Origin of the sequence: Microbacterium sp. SORGH_AS_0421, from assembly GCF_030818635.1 — a bacterium.
Taxonomy (GTDB): domain Bacteria; phylum Actinomycetota; class Actinomycetes; order Actinomycetales; family Microbacteriaceae; genus Microbacterium.
The window spans coordinates 3,280,896-3,299,783 of the sequence record NZ_JAUTAO010000001.1; the positions used below are offsets into that span (position 1 = coordinate 3,280,896).

Genomic DNA, 18,888 nt, shown 5'->3' on the forward strand with positions numbered 1-18,888 from the left:
TAGTGAACCCTGTTCAACCTGTTGTCCAGTCGATAGGATGCCGTGCATGACACCTCTCGACGACGAGACCACCCCCGCCACCGTCCGACTCGGGGTATGGGGCCTCGGGGCAATGGGGGCACCGATGGCGCACCACCTGCTCGCCGCCCGCGGCTCCCTGACCGTCCACGCGCGTCGGCGACGCCCGGCGCTCATCGAGGCCGGCGCGCAGTGGGCCGAGACGGCCCGTGAGCTCGCCGTCCACACCGACGCCGTGCTCGTGATGCTGCCCGACCTTCCGCAGCTCGAGGAGCACCTCGACGGGCCCGACGGGCTGCTGGCAGGCATCGGCGACCGCGATTTCCTCGTCATGATCGGCTCGACCTCGTCGCCCGTGGGCGTGCGGGAGCTGTCGAACCGCCTCCCCGACGGCATCCGGGTGGTCGACTGCCCCGTCTCGGGCGGCGAGGACGGCGCGAAGGCCGGGCGACTGTCGATCATGCTCGGCGGCTCCCCCGCCGACACCGACCGGGCTGCCGCACTTCTGGCTCCGTGCGGAACGCCCGTGCGCCTCGGCCCCCTCGGCGCCGGGCAGGTGGCGAAAGCCTGCAACCAACTCGTCGTCGCATCGACGATCCTCGCGCTCGGGGAGGCGACCGAGCTCGCCGCGCGCTCCGGCGTCGACCCCGCCACCTTGTGGGACCTTCTGGGTGGCGGGTACGCCGGATCACGCCTGCTCGAGAGCCGTCGCGAGCGCCTCGTCACGGGCGACGACTCCCCCAGTGGCATCGCGGAGTACATGGTGAAGGACCTGCGCTTCGCGGCCGACATCGCCGCGTCCACCGACACGCGCCCCGCGCTGCTGCCGGCCCTGCGAGCCGCCTTCGACGAGATCGTCGAGCGGGGCCTGGGCGGCCGCGACATCGCCGTCACCCGCCGCTTCACGGCGGAGCGCAGCTCCGCCCCCACCCACACGGACTGAGATCGGCGAGCGCCGGAGCGACCGCGATCACCGAGCTCACCACGACCGACTCGTCCCCGGCGCGCAACGGATCCGCCGAGGCCTTACTCCGAGCTCACCGCGGAGGCCATCGCATCCCCCGCCTCGCGCACGATGAGGTGCATCGCCTGCACGGCGTCGTCGGCGCGACCGGCCGCGACGGCGAAGGCCACGTCTTGGTGCCACCGCACGGCATGCGGGTTGGCGTCGTGCGGCATGAGCTCGTGTCGCGTCCGCCCCACCAGCACCGATTCGACGACCGCGCCGAGGGCGGCGAACATCGTGTTGCCGGATGCCGCGAGCACCGTGCGGTGGAAGCGGATGTCGGCCGCGAGGTACTCGGCGCCGTCCGCGTCGTGCTCGGTGCGCGCCATCTCCATCACCGCGGCCACCAGCACCTGGCGCTGCGCGTCGGTGGCGTGGGTCGCCGCGGCACGCGCAGCGAGCGGTTCGATCGCACCGCGGAGCTCGCTGAGCTCGCGTAGCTGCGCGTGCCGGCCGGGACCGGCGAGGCGCCAGGCGATGATCTCGGGCGCGTAGACGTTCCACTGCGTCGACGGAAGCACCTCGACACCCGTCTTTCGACGCACCCGCACGAGCCCGAGCGACTGCAGCACGCGCACGGCCTCACGGCCCGCTCCGCGCGACGATCCGGGCGAGAGCTCGGCTGTGATGAGGCGCGAGCCGGCGCCCAGCTCCCCGTCGACGATCGCCGAGCCCAGGCGGTCGACGAGGGCGTCGTGCAGCGTCGACACGGCGGGACGGTCCAACGTCATTTCTCGATGATGACAGACGTGATGCGCTCCGACGGACGCATTCGTCGTGCACATCCCTGCATCTTGTGGTTTTATGTACGACAAATACCCACTGCACCATCACCCACGGCATCGCTGCCGCTCGCCGGATCAAGGACGCTCATGGCCCTCTCCCCCCACCCCTCCACGCTGGTGCTCGCCGCCGCGGAGTCCGCGACCACCGCCCCCGCCGGGCAGTTGATCACCGCCGCCCTCATCGGCATCGCCCTCATCGTGGTGCTCATCACGTGGGGCAAGCTGCACCCCTTCCTCGCCCTGACCATCGGCGGGTTCACGACGGGCGTCGTCGCCGGCATGCCCATCGCCACCTCGGTGACGAGCTTCACCGGCGGCTTCGGCTCGACCATGGGCGGCGTCGGCATCCTCATCGCCCTCGGTGCGATCTTCGGCAAGCTGCTCGCCGACTCGGGCGGCGCCGACCGCATCGTCGACACCCTCGTCGCCCGCGCGACCCCGCGCTCACTCCCCTGGGTCATGGGGTTGATCGGAGCGATCATCGGCCTGCCGATGTTCTTCGAGGTCGGTCTCGTACTGCTGGTCCCCGTCATCATCCTCGTGGCCCGCCGCTCGGGCGTCTCGCTGATGAAGATCGCGATCCCGACCCTCGCAGGCCTCTCCGCGATGCACGGCCTCGTGCCCCCGCACCCGGGGCCGCTCGCCGCCATCGACGCACTGGATGCCAACCTCGGCCTGACCCTCGCGTTCGGCGTGATCGTCGCGATCCCCGCGGTCATCGTCGCCGGCCCGTTGTTCGCCCCGATCGCCGCCCGCTGGGCCCCCGTCCCCGTGCCCGAGCTGTTCGTCTCGGCCGAGGAGAAGGGAGAGGAGCCCGCTCGCCGCCCGTCGTTCGCGGCGACGCTCGCGAGCATCCTCCTGCCCGTGTTCCTCATGCTGCTGAAGGCCGTCGCCGACATCGTCGCGCCCGGCTCGACCGCCGCATGGAAGGTGGTCATCGACTTCCTCGGCCTGCCGATCATCGCCCTGCTGCTGGCCGTGCTCGTCGGCTTCGTCGTGCTCGGCCGGGGCGCCGGCTTCGACCGCGCCAAGCTGACGAGCGTCGTCGGCTCCTCTCTCGGGCCCATCGCCGGCATCCTCCTCATCGTCGGCGCGGGCGGCGGGTTCAAGCAGGTGCTCGTCGACACCGGCATCGGCAAAGTGATCGCCGATCTCGTCGCGGGCTCCAGTGTCTCCGTGCTGCTGCTGGCCTGGCTGGTCGCCGTGGTCATCCGCGTCGCGACCGGATCGGCCACCGTCGCCACGATCACCGCCGCCGGCATCCTGCAGCCGCTCACCGAGACGCTCGACGCCCCCATGACGGCGTTGCTGGTGCTCGCGATCGGCGCGGGCTCGGTGTTCCTGAGCCACGTGAACGATGCCGGCTTCTGGCTCATCAAGGAGTACTTCGGCTTGAACATCCCACAGACACTGAAAACATGGAGCGTGCTGGAGTGCGTGATCTCGGTCATGGGCCTGGCCGGCGTTCTCGCGATCAGCGTGTTCGTCTGATGGGAGAGGAAGAGAGAATCATGACGTCCCACCCCGTCCTCGTCTTCATGGGCCCCGCCGGCACCGGCAAGTCCACCGTCGCCGGCATGCTCGCCGGTCGCCTCGGCTGGGACTTCCAGGAGGGCGACGACCTGCACCCCGCCGAGAACGTGGCCAAGATGGCATCCGGTCACGCCCTCGACGACGATGACCGATGGCCGTGGCTCGATCGCGTCGCCGGCTGGATCGACGGCCAGATCGCCGCCGGACGCCCCGGCGTCATCACGTGCTCGGCCCTCAAGCGCAGCTACCGCGACGTACTGCGCCGCGACGATGTGACCTTCGTCCTGCTGATGGGCGACCCGAAGCTCGTGCTCGAACGCCTACTGCGTCGACAGGGCCACTACATGCCGCCGTCGCTGCTGACCTCGCAGTTCGAGACCCTGGAGATCCCGGATGCCGATGAGCGCGCGATCCGCATCGACCTCGACCTCACTCCCCAGGAGCAGGTGCGAGAGGTCGTCGAGCGTCTCCAGCTCACGCACACCCCGTCCTGAAACACGCGCGGGCCGAGCCGATAAAGTGGCGGAGGCGGCCCACGTGAGCCTGCCCACACCCCTCGCACCTGAAGACGGAGCACCCATGACGTCCCACGCCTCCCCGACCGGCCCCTCGACCGACCAGGACCAGTCCCCGCATCAGGCCGCACAGGTGCACGAGGGTGCGCCCGGCATCGAAGAGGTGGACCGTCCCACCGCCGACGCCGACTCACGCCCCCAGGGCGAGGGCGACGGCCGCGCCAACATCGGCGTCGTCGGCTTGGCCGTGATGGGCTCGAACCTCGCCCGCAACCTCGCCAGCCGCGAGGGCAACACGGTCGCCATCTTCAACCGCAGCAAGGACAAGACCGAGCACGTTCTCGAGCAGCACCCCGAGGCCAACTTCGTCGCCTCGTTCTCGTACGAGGACTTCGCCGCGTCGCTGGCGAAGCCGCGTACCGCGATCATCATGGTCAAGGCCGGCCGTCCCACCGACTTCGTCATCGACGAGCTGGTGAAGGTCTTCGAACCGGGCGACATCATCGTCGACGGCGGCAACGCGCTGTTCACCGACACCATCCGCCGTGAGAAGGCCGTGCGCGACACCGGCATCAACTTCGTCGGCATGGGCGTCTCGGGCGGCGAAGAGGGTGCCCTGCGCGGCCCCTCGATCATGCCCGGCGGTTCCGACGAGGCCTGGGCCACGCTGGGCCCGATCCTAAAGTCGATCGCCGCGGTCGCCGAGGGCGAGCCCTGCGTGACGCACGTCGGCCACGATGGCGCCGGTCACTTCGTGAAGATGGTGCACAACGGCATCGAGTACGCCGACATGCAGCTGATCGCCGAGGCCTACGACCTCATCCGCCGCGCCACGGGCAAGAGCCCGGCCGAGATCGCGGACGTGTTCGCCGAGTGGAACCGGGGCGAACTGGAGTCGTACCTCATCGAGATCACCGCCGAGGTGCTGCGCCAGACCGACGCCGACACGGGCAAGCCCCTCGTCGATGTCATCCTCGACCAGGCCGGCGCCAAGGGCACCGGCGCGTGGACCGTGCAGACGGCCCTCGACCTGGGCGTCCCCGTTTCGGGCATCGCCGAGGCCACGTTCGCCCGGTCGCTGTCGAGCCACCCCGAGCAGCGCGAGGTCTCGCGCGAGCTCCCCGGCCCCTCGGGCACCGACGTGCTCTCGGGCGAAGATGCCGACGCCTTCATCGAGCAGGTGCGACTCGCGCTCTACGCCTCGAAGATCGTGGCCTACTCGCAGGGCTTCGACGAGATCCGCGCCGGTGCCGCCCAGTACGACTGGAGCATCGACCTGGGCGCGGTGTCGAAGATCTGGCGCGGCGGGTGCATCATTCGTGCGCAGTTCCTCAACCGCATCGCCGAGGCCTACGACGCCGAAGCCACCCTCCCCGTGCTGCTGACCGCCCCGTACTTCGTCGAGGCCCTCGGCCGGGCGCAGGACGCATGGCGCCACATCGTGTCGTTGTCGGCGGCGAGCGGCATCCCCGCCCCCGCGTTCAGCTCGTCGCTCGCGTACTACGACGGCCTGCGCGCGGAGCGCCTGCCCGCCGCCCTGATCCAGGGCCAGCGCGACTTCTTCGGTGCGCACACCTACCGTCGCATCGACAAGGAGGGCACCTTCCACACCCTGTGGTCGGGCGACCGCACCGAGATCGAAGCCGAAGACACCCACTGAGAGCTGTCTTGACGAGGCGGCGGCGAGCATGGCTCGTCGCCGCCTCGTGCGTCTATGGCCGCCCAGGCGCGTCGCGGACGTCCGCGACGTCGTCGCGAACAACCCCGGGTGCCGCGGTCGGGGTCGGCACGGGCTCGTTCTCAGCCGTCGGATCTCCCGTTCCCAGGATTCCCATAAGGCTCGCCATAGAAAGCTCATAGATACGAGAGCACAATGAGTTCTATGACCGCGACCGCCGCCGCCCCCACCTTCACCCGCCCCGACGGGAGCGCCCTGCGCGTCCTCGTCGTCGACGACGAGCAGATGCTCACCGACCTGCTGTCGATGGCCCTGCGCATGGAGGGCTGGGACGTGAAGACCGCCGGATCGGGCTTCGACGCCCTGCAGTCCGCGCGCGACTTCGAGCCGGATGCCATGGTGCTCGACATCATGATGCCCGACCTCGACGGCATGGCGGTGCTGCAGCGCCTGCGTCACTCGGGCAACGACGTGCCCGTGCTGTTCCTGACGGCGAAGGACGCCGTGGCCGACCGCGTCGCGGGTCTCACGGCCGGTGGCGACGACTACGTCACCAAGCCCTTCAGCCTCGAAGAGGTCGTGGCGCGCCTGCGAGGCCTCATGCGTCGCGCCGGCACCGCCCTCACGCGCGACTCCGAGCCAATCCTGCGCGTCGGCGACCTCTCGCTGAACGAGGACAGCCACGAGGTCATCCGCGGCGGCAAGGAGATCGAGCTGACCGCGACCGAGTTCGAGCTCCTGCGCTTCCTCATGCGCAACCAGCGTCGCGTGGTGTCGAAGGCGCAGATCCTCGACCGCGTCTGGAACTACGACTTCGGCGGTCGCTCCAGCGTCGTCGAGCTCTACATCTCGTACCTGCGCAAGAAGATCGACGCCGGAAACGACCCGCTCATCCACACCGTGCGCGGTGTCGGGTACATGATCAAAGCGCCTCAGTGAGTATTCCGCCGAGACCAGCGCCCCCCGCTCCCCCGTCCGAGGTCTGGGAGACCGACCACCCCGCAGTCGCCGACACCGGCACACCGGAGCCGAGGCCGAAGCGGGAGCCCCTGTCGACGCGGCTCCGCCGCCCGTGGACGCTGCAGGTGCGTCTGATGACGGCCGTCATCGGCATGGTCGCGTTCATCCTCGTGATGATCGGCATCTCGACCAGTGCGATCCTCAGCCAGGTTCTCTACGTGAACCTCGGCGCCCAGGTGGACGAAGCGGCTGCCTCCATACAGCCGCGGGCGGCGTTCCAGAGCTCGGCGGAGCAGGTCCTGGAGTCGGGGTTCTTCGACTCCGGCACGCTGCTCGTGATGAACTCGCGCGGTGCCGGGATCACCGGAGCTGTCGTCGGCGACAACGGCGTGCGCGCGCTCACGACCGACGACCTCGGTCGCATCGCCGACAGCCTCCAGGCTGCCGCATCCGACCCCACCGCTCAGACGGTCGATCTGCCGAATCTCGGCGAGTACCTCGTCCGAGCGTTCCCGACACCCGGAAGCGACAGCGTCTTCCTCGTGGGTCTCCCCCTGTCGAGCGTGACCAGCACGATCGGTGCCATCCTCACCACCGTCGCGCTCGTCACCACCGGAGGCCTGCTGCTGCTCGCCGTGATCATCGCGATCGTCATCCGTCTGGGGCTGCGCCCCCTGCGCGCGGTCGCCGAGACCGCCACGCGCGTCGCGTCGATCCGCATGGATCAGGGAGACGTGTCGATCACCGAGCGCGTCCCGGCGGACCAGGTCGACGAGCACACCGAGATCGGGCAAGTGGGAACCGCCCTCAACACCCTGCTCGACCGCGTCGACGCCTCGCTCAGCGCGCGCCAGCGCAACGAGGAACTCATGCGCCGGTTCGTGGCCGACGCCAGCCACGAACTGCGGACGCCCCTGGCATCCATTCGCGGTTTCTCTGAGCTGTCGCTGCGCGCCATGCGTCAGGCGCAGGACGACGAGAGTCGCCAACGCATCGCCCTGGCCGTCGAGACCACCGAGCAGTCGCTCGAGCGCATTCAGGCGCAGTCGCTGCGCATGACCACGCTCGTCGAGGACCTGCTTCTTCTCGCGCGCCTCGACGAGGGCCAAGAGCTCGTCTACGGCTCGGTCGATCTCACGCGCCTGGCCGTCGAGGCCGTCGGCGATGCGCGCCCCGCCGGCCCCGACCATTCGTGGACGATCGACGTGCCCGACACCCCCGTCGAACTCGCCGGAGACGCCGCGCGCCTGCACCAGGTGGTGGCGAATCTGCTCGCCAACGCGCGCACGCACACGCCGGCCGGAAGCGTCGTGAACGTCTCCGTCGCCCACGAGGGAGCCGAGGCCGTGTTGCGCGTGCACGACAACGGACCCGGCATCGACCCGTCGGTCGCCTCCCAGTTGTTCGAGCGATTCGCTCGCGCCGACCGTTCCCGCGACCGCAAGACCGGCGGCACGGGCCTCGGCCTCTCAATCGCCCGCGCGATCGTCGACGCCCACCGCGGCACCATCAACGTGAAGAGCAGCCCCGGTGACACGACGTTCGAGGTGCGCCTCCCCGCGAAGCCCGCGGATCCGGTCTGAGATTCCGGATGCCGGCGGTCAGGCGCAGCGGGACCTGACCGCCGTCCGCGCGGCCTCGAGGTCGGGGCCGGGAGCCGCCTCGATGTCGGGGGCGAGGGGACCGTCGTAGACCCGACCGGTGCGATCGACGTCGTAGCTGGTGGTGAGGATGAGGCGGGCGCCGTCGCTGAGTTCTCGGACCTGGTTACCGGTCGTCATTCCCGCCGTCGGTTTGCCGACCCGTAGGGCATCGGCCTGACCGGCGAAGGCGATGGCCACGATCTCGGCGGCGCTGTTCGTCATCCCCGACGTAAGCAGCGCCACTGGGGCGTCGACGGTGAATCCCCCGGGAGACGAGGTGTCGTCTCCCCCGGGCGTCGAGACGACACCGCCGTCGGCCACACGTGCCCACTGCACCTGCCCGTCTCGCTCGAGTCCGACGACGTCTCCGTCGTCGAGCAGCGGCGCGACAACAGCGAGCATGGGCCACGCATTGCCCCCACCGTTCGTGCGCAGGTCGACGATCCAGCCGCAGGTCGTCGCCGCGGCGGCGGCCCGCATCGCCTGCAGTCCCGCTGCCTCGTACCGTTCGATCGCTTCGGGCTCCTCCCCCTGGAACCCGGGCAGCGACAGGATGCTGATGCCGTCCCGCGTCGAGACCGTCGGCACGGGAAAGGACGCCGCCGGCGCGTTCTGCGCCGAATTGGAGGCGACATCCGCGGGCGTCTGCAGCCACGAGTGCACCCCGCCCGCCACGACCACCAACTCGCCCAGCCCCCGATGAGTCTCCGCTATCGTCGCCTTCGCCTTCAGCTCGGGTTCGACTCGAGACACGGCATCCCGGAACTCGTCCGTGTCGGCGTGGATGCCGTCGCGCATCTCGGCGATCGCTGCCTCGACGTAGCCTGCGACCTCGTCTCTCCCGTTGTCGGCCGAGCAGCCGCTGAGCACGAGGGTCACGGCGAGGAGGGCGAGGAAAGCCCGAGAGCGGTTCTGCCCCATCGCGTTCGCACCTCGTCCGAGAGAGTGCCCGACCGGCCTCCGAGGGTCGGCGGGAACAAAACTGGGGGTCATCCCCCCACCCTTCCCGCTCGGGCCCTCCTCCGCCACCCTCGATTCAGTACCCGGCGAACGCGTCCGTGGTCAGCGACTTCGCCTTCGCGAGCGCGGGGGCGAGGGCCGCGATGAGCCGCGGCGGGCCCGAGACGTACGCCGCTCGCTGCGCGATATCGGGAACAGAGCGCAGCAGCGCCTCGGCATCCACGCGATCGGGTCCCGCCCACACCCAGCCCGCGGGGAGGTCGAGCGGCTCGTCGCGCGAGAACACCACCACCGGGATGCCGCTGGCGGAGATCTCGTCGCGGAAGGCGAGTTCGGATGCCTCCGACACCACGTAGACGAGAACGACGTCGCGGTCCTGATTCGTCGCCACGAGGTGACGCAGCTGCGAGACGAACGGGGTCACACCGATGCCGGCGGCGACCAGGAGCACCGGGGAGGTCGGGCGCGAGGGCAGCACGAAGTCGCCCCAGACGCCGGTGACGGCGAGGGTCGAGCCCGGCTCGACCGCCGCCAGCGCTCGCTTGTACGACGACTGCGAGCCGTCCTTGAACGCGATGCGCACCTCGGGCAGGTCCTCCGGTGCCGAGACGATCGAGAACTCCCGCCGCGTGCCGCGGGCATCGGGGCGGCGGTGCGGCACGTCGAGCTCGAGGTACTGCCCGGGGTGGAACGAGAAGGGGCGGGCGGCATGGAACGACAGCTCGCGCACCGTGGGCGTCACATCGCGGCGACGCTCGACCCGCAGACGGACGGCCGCGCGCAGGCAGAACAGGAACGCGAGCAGGTTGCCGATGAGCAGGGCGCGCTCCTGGCCGAGCGTGATCTCGCCGAGCGGCAGCGGCCAACCCGCGAGGACGCCGACCAGGATCGCGACCAGGTACTGCTGGAGGCGACGCGGAGGAAGGGTCAGCGGCTCGGACAGCATGAACGCCCCGAGGAAGAGGAAGGGCGACGAGAACGCCACCTGCAGCAGCACGCTCGGCACGTCGACCGGGAAGCCCGCGGCCTGGAACTGCACGCTCGTGCGGAAGAAGGCGACGGCCATCGCGACCACCCAGAAGACCACGACGATCGGCAGCTTGTCGGTGCGAAACAGCAGCAGAACACCCAGCACCAGCACCGGACCCGCGAGCCACGGCGAGCCGACCCACCAGGCCGAGGAGCCGAGATCGGGCGCCCAGATGCTCACGATCGTCAACACCGCCGCCCCCGTGGCCGCGGGGTTGAAGATGTGCCGGCCCCGCCAGGCGAGCAGGTACTTCGACGCGGATGCCACCACCCCGGCGAGAGCGAGACCGGCCAGACCCAACGGCTCGATCGAGGGGCGCAGGACGAACAGCAGGATTCCGGCCGTGATCAGCGAGGATTCCACACGATGTGGCATCCGGAGCGCACTCTGCGCCACGACATCGGTGAGGGCACACGCGGCGGCGAGCACCACGGCGCTCGCGACGATCGCCAGCGGCTGCGGCACGACCAGCCCGGCGAACGACAGGACGAGCGAGATCACGGCGAGAAGGCCGAGCGACGCCATGACGAGCCGGTACATCGAGACGCGTCCGATGAGTCCGAGGACCCGGGTCGAACCGGCGGCGAGCGTGGTGCTCATGAGAGGGAACCCTTCGAAAGATGGGAGTCAGGAGAAGATCTCGCCCGAGAAGCCGGGCGACCATTCGACACGGCCGTCGGTGCGCATGCGCACCCAGTTCGCGTTCCAGGATGCCGCAAGCTCCGGGCCGCCGTCGAAGAACAGCGCCGTGGCCAGGGCGTCGGCGCGCATGGCCGTGTCGGCCAGAGCCCACGTCGCGGCGAACGCTCGGACGGGGGTGCCGGTGCGGGCGTCGAGCACATGATGAAGCCCGTCTCCCCACGCGCGGCGGTTGATCGCCGAGGCGCAGAGGGCCCCGTCGGTCACGGTGACGACGCCGATCGCGCGCGTGGCGTCGAACGGGTGCTCGAGCCCGACGCGCAGCGGGGTCCCGCGAAGGGCGAGATCACCCGAGGCGTCGACGACGAGGTCGCCCTCGACGAAGGCGCTCAGCGTGTCGAGCACGAGGTCGACCAGTCGCCCTTTGCCGAGCGCCCCGACGTCGATGGTCGCGGGAGTCGCGACGCTCACGCGGTCGGCGTCCCAGGTGAGGACGTCGCGCCATGACGGCGCCGGCTGCGGGTCTCCCCACGCAGCCAGGGTCAGCCGTGCGTCGTAGCCCAGGCGCGCGAGCGCATCGCCGACGAGGGGGTTGACCGCGCCGGAGGTCGCCGCGTCGAGCTCTCGGTAGAGCGAGAACATGGCATCCGCGTCCTCCGGGGCGGGAACGGATGCCGTGCGCCCCTCGGCGAGCGAGGATACGAGCGAATCATCGCGAAATCGCGACCACTCCTGATCGAAGCGCTCGATGACCGACGACACCGCGTCGCGGGCGATCGAGGAGAGCGGATCCGCCGTCTCGATCGCCCACGACGTGCCGATCGCGTCGAAGGTCCAGGTCGAACCCGTCGCAATCGGAGTGCTCATGGCTGTCAGGCCTGGGCCTCGGACTTGATCGTGTCGACGGCCTTGTTGAAACCGCCGCTCGTGAGCGAAGAGCCCGCGACCTTGCTGACCGAGATCTCGTCGAGCTTCTTGCCCACGACCTCGCTCTGGATGCCGCCGATGAACTCGCCCTGGTAGCGCTTGGACTCCGCGGCCTGCGGATCGCCCGTGACCGTGACCGCGGTGACCGTGTCGCCGGCGATCGTGAGCGTGACGTCGATGGTCTCGACGCTTTCGGGGGTGGCGTATTGGCCCGTGGCCTCGTACTCGCCGTCCTTGTAGGAGCCCGAGCCGGTGGATCCGGCTGCGGCACCCGAGGTGGTGGGCGCCGAGCTCGCGGCGGGGGCCGCGGTTTCGGCGGGGGCGGCGTCGCCGGTCGTGGTGCCGCCCGCGCACCCGGCGAGGGTGGCGATACCGGCGACACCCAGCAGAGCGGTGCCGATGCGGACGGGACGGGGTACGGCTGTGGTGCGGATCATGAGGGTCCTCCTTCGGTCGTGCCTCGCGGCGCGTACGTGCTCACGGTAGGGACACGACCTTGCCCGCTCACCGGTTCACTCTTTTGTGCAAGCTATGTGTGGTGGGCGTTTGGGGCGAGGTGGCAATGGGGGGCCGCCCGGGCCGCCGAGCGGAGTTCGCGGTTGACACGCCGTGCTCGCGGCACCCGAAACCGGCGTGTCGAACCCCGACTCCGCACGACGGCCCGGCCGCGGCCGCGCGAGCGGGCCGGCAGCCGCCCGTACCCTCCGTCGGAGGTCTTCGGCGACACGCCGTGCCGCGGCATCCCGGAGCGGCGTGTGCCACGCGACTCCGCAGGACGGCCCGGCACGAGAACGACTCAGCCACCTCCCCGAGGGGAGGTGGCTGAGTATCGAAGCAGCGAACGCCTACGCGTCGCCGCCGAACATGCTCGTGACCGAGCCGTCCTCGAAGACCTCGTGGATCGCGCGAGCCAGCAACGGCGCGATCGGCAGCACGGTGAGGCGCTCGAACCGGCGTTCGGCCTCGATCGGGATGGTGTCGGTGACCACGACCTGGTCGATCGCCGCGTCCTGCAAGCGCTCGATCGCCGGGTCGCTGAAGATCGCGTGCGTCGCGGCGACGATGACCTTGCGGGCGCCCGCGGCCTTGAGAGCCTGCGCGGCCTTCTGGATCGTGCCGCCGGTGTCGATCATGTCGTCGACGAGCAGACAGGTGCGCCCGTTCACGTCGCCGACGATCTCGTGCACCGACACCTGGTTGGCGACCTTGGGATCACGACGCTTGTGGATGATCGCGAGCGGGGCCCCCAGGCTGTCGGACCAGGTGTCGGCGACGCGGACGCGACCCATGTCGGGCGAGACGACCGTGAGGGTCTCTCGGTCTTCGGCCGACAGGCCCTGCTCGAAGTGCTCGAGCAGCACGGGCTTGGCGAAGAGATGATCGACCGGGCCGTCGAAGAAGCCCTGGATCTGTGCCGCGTGCAGGTCGACGCTCATGATGCGGTCGGCGCCGGCGGTCTTGAGCAGGTCGGCGACGAGGCGGGCGCTGATCGGCTCGCGGCCGCGGCCCTTCTTGTCCTGACGCGAGTAGGGGAAGTACGGAGCGACGACCGTGACGCGCTTGGCCGAGGCGCGCTTGAGGGCGTCGAGCATGATGAGCAGCTCCATCAGCCACTCGTTGACCGGAGGACCGAAGGACTGGATGACGAAGACGTCGCAGCCGCGGATCGACACCTCGAACCGGGTGTAGATCTCGCCCGACGCGAAGGTGCGGTGCTCAGTCGGGGCGAGCTCGGTACCCAGGTGCTGCGTGACCTGTGCCGCGAGATCGGGGTGCGAACGACCCGAGGCGACGACGAGCCGCTTCTTGGTCTTGGCGACGAGCCCGGGGGCGATGCCGTTGTCGCGGTCGAGGTCTACACGATTCTTCTTACGAGCCATCGGCCGCTTCCTGTTCAGCCCGAGCCCGCGCGGGCCACGTCGGCCGCTCTGGTGCCCGGTCGGTTCTTCTCGACCCACCCCTCGACGTTGCGCTGGGGTGCCACGCTGAGCGCCAACGCACCGGCCGGGACATCCTTGCGGATCACCGCTCCGGCGCCCGTTTTGGCACCCGCTCCAATCGTAACCGGCGCGACGAAGACGTTGTGCGACCCGCTGTGCACCTCGTCGCCGATCACCGTGCGGTGCTTGGCGACGTCGTCGTAGTTGGCGGTGATGGCGCCGGCGCCGAGGTTGACGCCGCGGCCGATCTCCGTGTCGCCGACGTAGGAGAGGTGCGGCACCTTGCTGCCCTCGCCGATCGAGGAGTTCTTCACCTCGACGAAGGTGCCGACCTTGCCGTTCACGCCCACCCGGGCGTTCGCACGGAGGTAGGCGAACGGTCCGACGGTCGCCCCGGCCTCGACGACGGCGAGGGTGCCGTCGGTGCGGGTGATCGTGGCGTTCTCTCCCACCTCGCAGTCGACCAGGCTCGTGTCGGGGCCGATCATGGCGCCCGAGGCGATGACGGTCGCCCCGCGCACATGGGTGTTGGGGAGGATCGTGACGTCGGGAGCCAGGGTGGCGGTCACGTCGATCCAGGTCGTGGCGGGATCGACGACGGTGACGCCCTCGAGCTGCCAGCGACGCACCGTGCGGGCGTTCAGCGTGCGCCCGGCCTCGGACAGCTGCACGCGATCGTTGACTCCGAGGGCGGCCGAGGCGTCGGAGGTGACGGAGGCGGCGACCCCCAGCTGCGCGTCGCGCAGCAGGCCGACCACGTCGGTGAGGTACTTCTCGCCCTGCGCGTTGGCGGTACCCACCTGCGCGAGCTGGGCGCGAAGCGGCGCCGCCTGGAAGACGTACACCCCGACGTTGATCTCGGTGACCGCGGCCTCCTCGGCCGAGGCGTCTTTCTGCTCGACGATCCGACGCACGCCGTCGGCCTCGTCGCGCAGGATCCGGCCGTAGCCGAACGGCTGGTCGACGCGAGCGCTGAGCAGGGTGACGGCGGTGCCGCCCGTGCGGTGCGTCACGAGCAGCTCGGTCAGCGTTCCGGTCTCGAGCAGCGGCACGTCGGCGCTGAGCACGAGGACATCGCCCTCGAATCCGTCGAGCGCGTCGAGGGCGACCTCCACCGCACGACCGGTACCGGGCACCTCGTCCTGGTCGACGATCACGACGCCGGGCGCGAGCTCCGACACGGCCTCGGCGACGAGCTCTCGCTCGTGACGCACGACCACGACGATGCGCGCCGGGTCGAGGGAGGCCGCGGTGTCGAGCACGTGACCGACCAGCGGGCGACCGCCGACGGGGTGCAGCACCTTGGGGGTGCGGGAGCGCATGCGCGTGCCCTGACCCGCGGCGAGGACGACGACGGCCAGCTCGGTCGGTGATGTCATGCTCCGCCGCCAGGATTCGAACCTAGACCTAACAGCTCCAAAGGCTGTTGTGCTGCCGTTACACCACGGCGGACCGTGCCCGCGGGCACCGGTCAAGTCTGCCAGACCCGAGCGCCGTGCGTTCCGACTTGCGGCGCGCGACGACGGTGGACCGCGCACTCGACATAATGAGACCGTGAGCCGGGACAGCGACGAAGTCGACCGCATCGTCGATGCGTGGATGCGGCAGCGCCCCGATCTCGACTTCTCGCCGCTCGAGGTGCTCTCGCGTGTCGCCCGCCTCTCACGGCACCTCGACATCGCCCGCAAGGAGGCGTTCCGCCGCAGCGACATCGAGTCGTGGGAGTGGGACGTGCTCTCGGCTCTGCGCCGCGCGGGCGAGCCCTACCAGCTGAGCCCCAAGCAGCTTCTTCAGCAGACGCTGGTGTCGAGCGGAACGATGACGAACCGCATCGATCGGCTGGTCGCTCGCCGTTTCGTGCGCCGGGAGGCCGACCCCGGGGACGGACGGAGCATCCTGGTGACTCTGACCGATGACGGACGAATACGAGTGGATGCCGCGATCACCCGCCTCGTCGATGCCGAGGCCCTGCTGCTCGAGGGCCTCTCCCGCGGCGACCGCGACCGCCTCGCGACCCTGCTTCGCAAGTTGAGCCTGGGGTTCGACGCGTGAGCGCTCCGATCGGGTCCCCCTCGCGTTGGGCCCGTGTGAGGGGGTGGTTCGACGTTCGTTTCCGCTCCCCCGCCGCCATCTACGGCCTCATCGTGTTCGCGGCCTTCGTCTCGATCGCCGACGATCACGCCGAGGACGTGTGGGAGGTCCTCGCGAGCGCGTCGGTGTCGCTCGTGGTGTTCTTCATCGCGCACGTCTTCGCCCACACCCTGACCGAGCACGCCGACCACGGCCTGCGTCTGGCCACGCGTGAGGGGATGCGCCACGGAGCCGGGATGCTGTACGCCTCGGTTCCTTCGATCCTCGTGCTGGTGTGGGCCGGCCTCACCGGCGTCTCGGTGGACGATGCTTTCGAGGCCTGCATGTGGGCGACCTTCGCGGTGCTCGCGCTGCTGGGGTACGGCGCGTACGCGAGGCGGAAGGCCCGGATCGCGGTGCGTCTGCTGGGAGCGTTCGCGACCGCCTGCCTCGGCGTGTTCATCATCCTGCTCGAGTACGCCATCCACTGACGGCATCCCTCGTCGACATCTCGTCGCGGGCGACACGAGCGCCTTCCGCTGACGCCGACCGTCTCATCGCTCTCGCAACGACGCGGTGGGAAGGGCCATCAGTCCCGAGCGACCGCCCGGCGACGGGCGCGGCTGCGCAGGACGAAGCCGGCGACGACGGCCAGGAGGGCCCCGAGTCCCGCAACGCCCGCGACCTGCGCCCCCGTGACGGCGAGGTCCGCCCCGCCCGCGGCGACGGGAACCGCGACCGTCGAGACCGAGGGGCGCGGAGTGACGGCGGCCGCCGGGTCGGGGCCGACCGACGCCGAGGTGCTCGGCGACGGAGCGGCGGTCGTCGGGGCCGTCGTCGGAGTCGGAGCGGGCTGGCCCGGGACCGACCAGCCCGAGGCGGTGAGGGTCACGGGCAGACTGGCCGCCGAGGTGATCGATGAGGGCACGCCCGACGATAGCGCGAGGCACTCGAGGCTGAGGGTCGCCGCCGTCGCTCCCGCGGGGACCACGGCGCGGAACGACGAGCCCATGGGGACGCTCACGGCCGCTCCCCCGTCCACGGGCACGGTCGCCGACACCACCACGGTGCTGCCGCCCGCCGAAACGGTCAGGCGCGCCCCGTCGCGTGTGCCGGCCGGGCAGCCGTCGGCGAAGTACGCGGTGGCGAACGACGGGTATGCGGCGGCGTCGCCCGAGAAGACGGCCGCACCGTCGGCATCCCGCAGCACGAGGGGGCTCGCCGCGGAAGCGGCCAGGGAGCTGAGCGGAACGATACCCGCGACGAGGACCACGGCGGCGGCGATGGGGAGAAGGCGGGTGGGCACGGGCGTGGACGACATGGCTGCTCTCGATCGGGTGGTGAGGACGAACGGACTGTGCCCCACGGTTCGGTCCGCCCGGTGAACGGATGATGACGCCAACATCACCCGCAGGCCACCCGCTATTCACCCGCGGCCCCTACGTTCCCGGCGACCCCTCTCACGAAAGTGACCAATGCCCACTCACACCCCTTCCGGCTTCTCCCGCCGCGCCTTCCTCGCCGCCGCGGCGGCGGCCGTCACGACCGCGTCCGCCGCGTCGTCCTTCGGTCCCGCCGCCGCCGCGACAGCTGCGGCGGCGACCGCCGCGCCCGCCGCCGTCACCGACCCGAAGACCCTGCGCTGGCTGGTCTTCGACCACCACGTGCACTCGGTGTACTCGCACGACGCGAAGTACGCGATGACGACGATCCTCGACCAGGCGCAGCGTTTCGGGGTGGATGCCATCGCCTTCACAGAGCACAGCAACGTCGGTCACGCCAACGTCGGAGGCGTCTTCAACGCCGCCCGGGAGATCGAGGCGGCACGCACGGCGCGCCCGGACCTGCTCGTGTTCCAGGGGCTCGAGTGGTACATCCCGGCCGCGGAGCACGGCACTGTTCTCGTCGCACCCGGCCCCCGGGTCACCGAGGTGCTGCGACGCTTCGAGCTCGACTACGACGGCAAGCTGAACAAGTGGGAGAAGCCGCGGCCGAACACGAGCGACGCCGCGGACTGGCTGCAGCACGCGGTCGACGGCATCTCGTGGCTCGGTCAGCAGCGCACCGCGGGGGCGATCGCCGACGTGCTGGTGCTCGCCAACCATCCCAGCCGTCTGGGGATCGACTCCCCCGGCGAACTGCGCGCGTGGCAGGATGCCGACCCCGACATCTTCGTCGGATTCGAGGGTGCACCGGGAGCGCAGGCCTCGGGCCTCGCGGCCAACACCACCGACCGTTCGCAGCGCGGGGAGTACGAGAACTCGCGCAGCGACTACTCGTACCCCGGGTTCCCCAGCGAGGCCTACCGGGCGCACGGCGGCTTCGACTGGATGACGGCCGTCGTCGGCGGAATGTGGGACGCACTGCTGAGCGAGGGACGCCGCTGGTGGATCACCACGAACAGCGACCTGCACCTGAAGAACTTCGACAACACCCGCGTGGGCGATTTTCCCACCGGTTCGGGCTGGGACAACGGCGCGACGCTGGCGAACTTCAACCGCGCCGGCCGCCGCCCCGATCCCGTGTCGACGGCGGCACCGCAGGGCGGCAGCGACCTCTGGCCGGGCGAGTTCAGCCGCACCCACGTGGGCGCCACCGCGAAGACGCACACGGCCGTCCTCGACGCGGTGCGAGCGGGGCGCATGTGGGTCGACCACGGCCACCTCGTCGCCGGGCTCGGGGTCACCCTCCGCGCGGTCGACGACACCGCGAACACCGCCACCCTCGGCGGAACCCTGCGCGTGCCGACGGGGACGAAGATCGAGATCGTGATCGACGTCGAGCCGACCACGCAGCGCAACTCCGCCGGCATCCTGCCCCGTCTGGCCCACCTCGATGTGATCCGCGGGGAGATCACCGGCGCGGTGACCGACCGCGACACCATGATCGCTCCCCGCACCCGCGTCGTCGAGCTGCGCGACGTGAGCGACCGCAGCGGCTCGCCCTTCCAGATCGTGATCCCGGTGGGCACGGCCGACGTCGACGGCTACGTGCGCGTGCGCGGCTCCGACGGCAAGGTCCACGGCACCGGCCCCCGCGGCGCCGAGGTCGACCCGCGCGCTCCTCAGCCGCACGCGGCGGGGCAGGGAAACCCCTGGCTCGACACGTGGCTCTACACGAACCCGATCTTCGTCTCGGTGCACTGACCCGACGACGCGAACGGCCCGTCACCCGAGGGGGCGGG

Annotated in this window: 17 protein-coding genes and 1 tRNA gene; 9 read left to right on the forward strand and 9 right to left on the reverse strand. The window is 70.5% G+C overall.

Annotated elements, in window-relative coordinates; translation table 11 throughout:
• Nucleotides 1-46: 46 nt before the first annotated feature.
• Entirely contained in the window at nt 47-961 is a 915-nt protein-coding gene (locus QE416_RS15680) for an NAD(P)-dependent oxidoreductase (protein WP_307317574.1), read from the forward strand.
• Between the two features lie 83 nt (nt 962-1,044).
• On the opposite strand, the gene QE416_RS15685 is transcribed toward QE416_RS15680, so the two are convergent.
• Nucleotides 1,045-1,755, reverse strand: a complete 711-nt coding sequence (locus QE416_RS15685; RefSeq protein WP_267787492.1) for a FadR/GntR family transcriptional regulator — start codon at nt 1,753-1,755, stop codon at nt 1,045-1,047.
• 141 nt (nt 1,756-1,896) lie between these two features.
• Between QE416_RS15685 and QE416_RS15690 the strand changes: the two genes are divergently transcribed.
• The 5 genes from QE416_RS15690 (at nt 1,897) to QE416_RS15710 (ending at nt 8,078) form a co-directional block, all read left to right on the forward strand.
• Nucleotides 1,897-3,300 (forward strand): GntP family permease, encoded by a 1,404-nt coding sequence (locus QE416_RS15690; protein ID WP_307317576.1) that lies wholly within the window; start codon nt 1,897-1,899, stop codon nt 3,298-3,300.
• Between the two features lie 20 nt (nt 3,301-3,320).
• Entirely contained in the window at nt 3,321-3,836 is a 516-nt protein-coding gene (locus tag QE416_RS15695) for a gluconokinase (RefSeq protein ID WP_307317578.1), read from the forward strand.
• An 85-nt stretch (nt 3,837-3,921) separates the two neighbouring features.
• On the forward strand, nt 3,922-5,517 hold the full coding sequence (gene gndA / locus QE416_RS15700; protein WP_307317580.1) for an NADP-dependent phosphogluconate dehydrogenase: 1,596 nt from the start codon (nt 3,922-3,924) through the stop codon (nt 5,515-5,517).
• 222 nt (nt 5,518-5,739) lie between these two features.
• Complete coding sequence (locus QE416_RS15705) at nt 5,740-6,474, forward strand: response regulator transcription factor (protein WP_056228637.1); 735 nt, start codon at nt 5,740-5,742, stop codon at nt 6,472-6,474.
• 155 nt (nt 6,475-6,629) lie between these two features.
• Nucleotides 6,630-8,078: a cell wall metabolism sensor histidine kinase WalK gene (locus QE416_RS15710; RefSeq protein ID WP_267787496.1), complete on the forward strand. Its 1,449-nt coding sequence runs from the start codon at nt 6,630-6,632 to the stop codon at nt 8,076-8,078.
• 18 nt (nt 8,079-8,096) lie between these two features.
• Here QE416_RS15710 and QE416_RS15715 read toward each other — a convergent pair whose 3' ends face one another.
• From QE416_RS15715 to QE416_RS15745, 7 genes are all read right to left on the reverse strand, one after another.
• The gene (locus tag QE416_RS15715; RefSeq protein WP_307317583.1) at nt 8,097-9,059 is read right to left on the reverse strand and encodes a S41 family peptidase; all 963 of its coding nucleotides are present in this window, start codon (nt 9,057-9,059) and stop codon (nt 8,097-8,099) included.
• Between the two features lie 115 nt (nt 9,060-9,174).
• A complete protein-coding gene (locus QE416_RS15720) occupies nt 9,175-10,728 on the reverse strand; it encodes an FAD-dependent oxidoreductase (RefSeq protein ID WP_307317586.1) in 1,554 nt (517 codons plus the stop codon).
• A gap of 27 nt (nt 10,729-10,755) precedes the next feature.
• Entirely contained in the window at nt 10,756-11,634 is an 879-nt protein-coding gene (locus QE416_RS15725; RefSeq protein WP_307317588.1) for an FAD:protein FMN transferase, read from the reverse strand.
• A gap of 5 nt (nt 11,635-11,639) precedes the next feature.
• Entirely contained in the window at nt 11,640-12,131 is a 492-nt protein-coding gene (locus QE416_RS15730) for a hypothetical protein (protein ID WP_210074079.1), read from the reverse strand.
• 408 nt (nt 12,132-12,539) lie between these two features.
• Nucleotides 12,540-13,574: a ribose-phosphate diphosphokinase gene (locus tag QE416_RS15735; RefSeq protein ID WP_210074077.1), complete on the reverse strand. Its 1,035-nt coding sequence runs from the start codon at nt 13,572-13,574 to the stop codon at nt 12,540-12,542.
• Between the two features lie 14 nt (nt 13,575-13,588).
• Nucleotides 13,589-15,013: a bifunctional UDP-N-acetylglucosamine diphosphorylase/glucosamine-1-phosphate N-acetyltransferase GlmU gene (gene glmU, locus QE416_RS15740; RefSeq protein ID WP_307317593.1), complete on the reverse strand. Its 1,425-nt coding sequence runs from the start codon at nt 15,011-15,013 to the stop codon at nt 13,589-13,591.
• Nucleotide 15,014: 1 nt separating this feature from the next.
• Nucleotides 15,015-15,086: transfer RNA gene (locus QE416_RS15745), tRNA-Gln, on the reverse strand.
• Nucleotides 15,087-15,233: 147 nt separating this feature from the next.
• On the opposite strand from QE416_RS15745, the gene QE416_RS15750 reads away from it, so the two are divergent.
• Both QE416_RS15750 and QE416_RS15755 read left to right on the forward strand, forming a co-directional pair.
• Nucleotides 15,234-15,686 carry a MarR family transcriptional regulator gene (locus QE416_RS15750; protein ID WP_210074209.1) on the forward strand — a complete coding sequence of 151 codons (453 nt, stop codon included), beginning with the start codon at nt 15,234-15,236 and terminating at the stop codon, nt 15,684-15,686.
• A complete protein-coding gene (locus QE416_RS15755) occupies nt 15,683-16,195 on the forward strand; it encodes a hypothetical protein (protein WP_307317597.1) in 513 nt (170 codons plus the stop codon). The genes QE416_RS15750 and QE416_RS15755 overlap by 4 nt, the downstream gene beginning before the upstream one ends.
• 98 nt (nt 16,196-16,293) lie before the next feature.
• Here QE416_RS15755 and QE416_RS15760 read toward each other — a convergent pair whose 3' ends face one another.
• Nucleotides 16,294-17,025, reverse strand: a complete 732-nt coding sequence (locus tag QE416_RS15760) for a hypothetical protein (protein WP_307317600.1) — start codon at nt 17,023-17,025, stop codon at nt 16,294-16,296.
• A 154-nt stretch (nt 17,026-17,179) separates the two neighbouring features.
• On the opposite strand from QE416_RS15760, the gene QE416_RS15765 reads away from it, so the two are divergent.
• The gene (locus QE416_RS15765; RefSeq protein ID WP_267787503.1) at nt 17,180-18,850 is read left to right on the forward strand and encodes a PHP domain-containing protein; all 1,671 of its coding nucleotides are present in this window, start codon (nt 17,180-17,182) and stop codon (nt 18,848-18,850) included.
• Nucleotides 18,851-18,888 lie beyond the last annotated feature (38 nt).

Coding starts and splice junctions, on each gene's coding strand:
- QE416_RS15680 (WP_307317574.1), top strand. CDS start 47: ATGACACCTCTCGACGACGAGACCACCCCCGCCACCGTCCGACTCGGG.
- QE416_RS15685 (WP_267787492.1), bottom strand. CDS start 1,755: ATGACGTTGGACCGTCCCGCCGTGTCGACGCTGCACGACGCCCTCGTC.
- QE416_RS15690 (WP_307317576.1), top strand. CDS start 1,897: ATGGCCCTCTCCCCCCACCCCTCCACGCTGGTGCTCGCCGCCGCGGAG.
- QE416_RS15695 (WP_307317578.1), top strand. CDS start 3,321: ATGACGTCCCACCCCGTCCTCGTCTTCATGGGCCCCGCCGGCACCGGC.
- gndA (WP_307317580.1), top strand. CDS start 3,922: ATGACGTCCCACGCCTCCCCGACCGGCCCCTCGACCGACCAGGACCAG.
- QE416_RS15705 (WP_056228637.1), top strand. CDS start 5,740: ATGACCGCGACCGCCGCCGCCCCCACCTTCACCCGCCCCGACGGGAGC.
- QE416_RS15710 (WP_267787496.1), top strand. CDS start 6,630: ATGACGGCCGTCATCGGCATGGTCGCGTTCATCCTCGTGATGATCGGC.
- QE416_RS15715 (WP_307317583.1), bottom strand. CDS start 9,059: ATGGGGCAGAACCGCTCTCGGGCTTTCCTCGCCCTCCTCGCCGTGACC.
- QE416_RS15720 (WP_307317586.1), bottom strand. CDS start 10,728: ATGAGCACCACGCTCGCCGCCGGTTCGACCCGGGTCCTCGGACTCATC.
- QE416_RS15725 (WP_307317588.1), bottom strand. CDS start 11,634: ATGAGCACTCCGATTGCGACGGGTTCGACCTGGACCTTCGACGCGATC.
- QE416_RS15730 (WP_210074079.1), bottom strand. CDS start 12,131: ATGATCCGCACCACAGCCGTACCCCGTCCCGTCCGCATCGGCACCGCT.
- QE416_RS15735 (WP_210074077.1), bottom strand. CDS start 13,574: ATGGCTCGTAAGAAGAATCGTGTAGACCTCGACCGCGACAACGGCATC.
- glmU (WP_307317593.1), bottom strand. CDS start 15,013: ATGACATCACCGACCGAGCTGGCCGTCGTCGTCCTCGCCGCGGGTCAG.
- QE416_RS15750 (WP_210074209.1), top strand. CDS start 15,234: ATGCGGCAGCGCCCCGATCTCGACTTCTCGCCGCTCGAGGTGCTCTCG.
- QE416_RS15760 (WP_307317600.1), bottom strand. CDS start 17,025: ATGTCGTCCACGCCCGTGCCCACCCGCCTTCTCCCCATCGCCGCCGCC.
- QE416_RS15765 (WP_267787503.1), top strand. CDS start 17,180: ATGCCCACTCACACCCCTTCCGGCTTCTCCCGCCGCGCCTTCCTCGCC.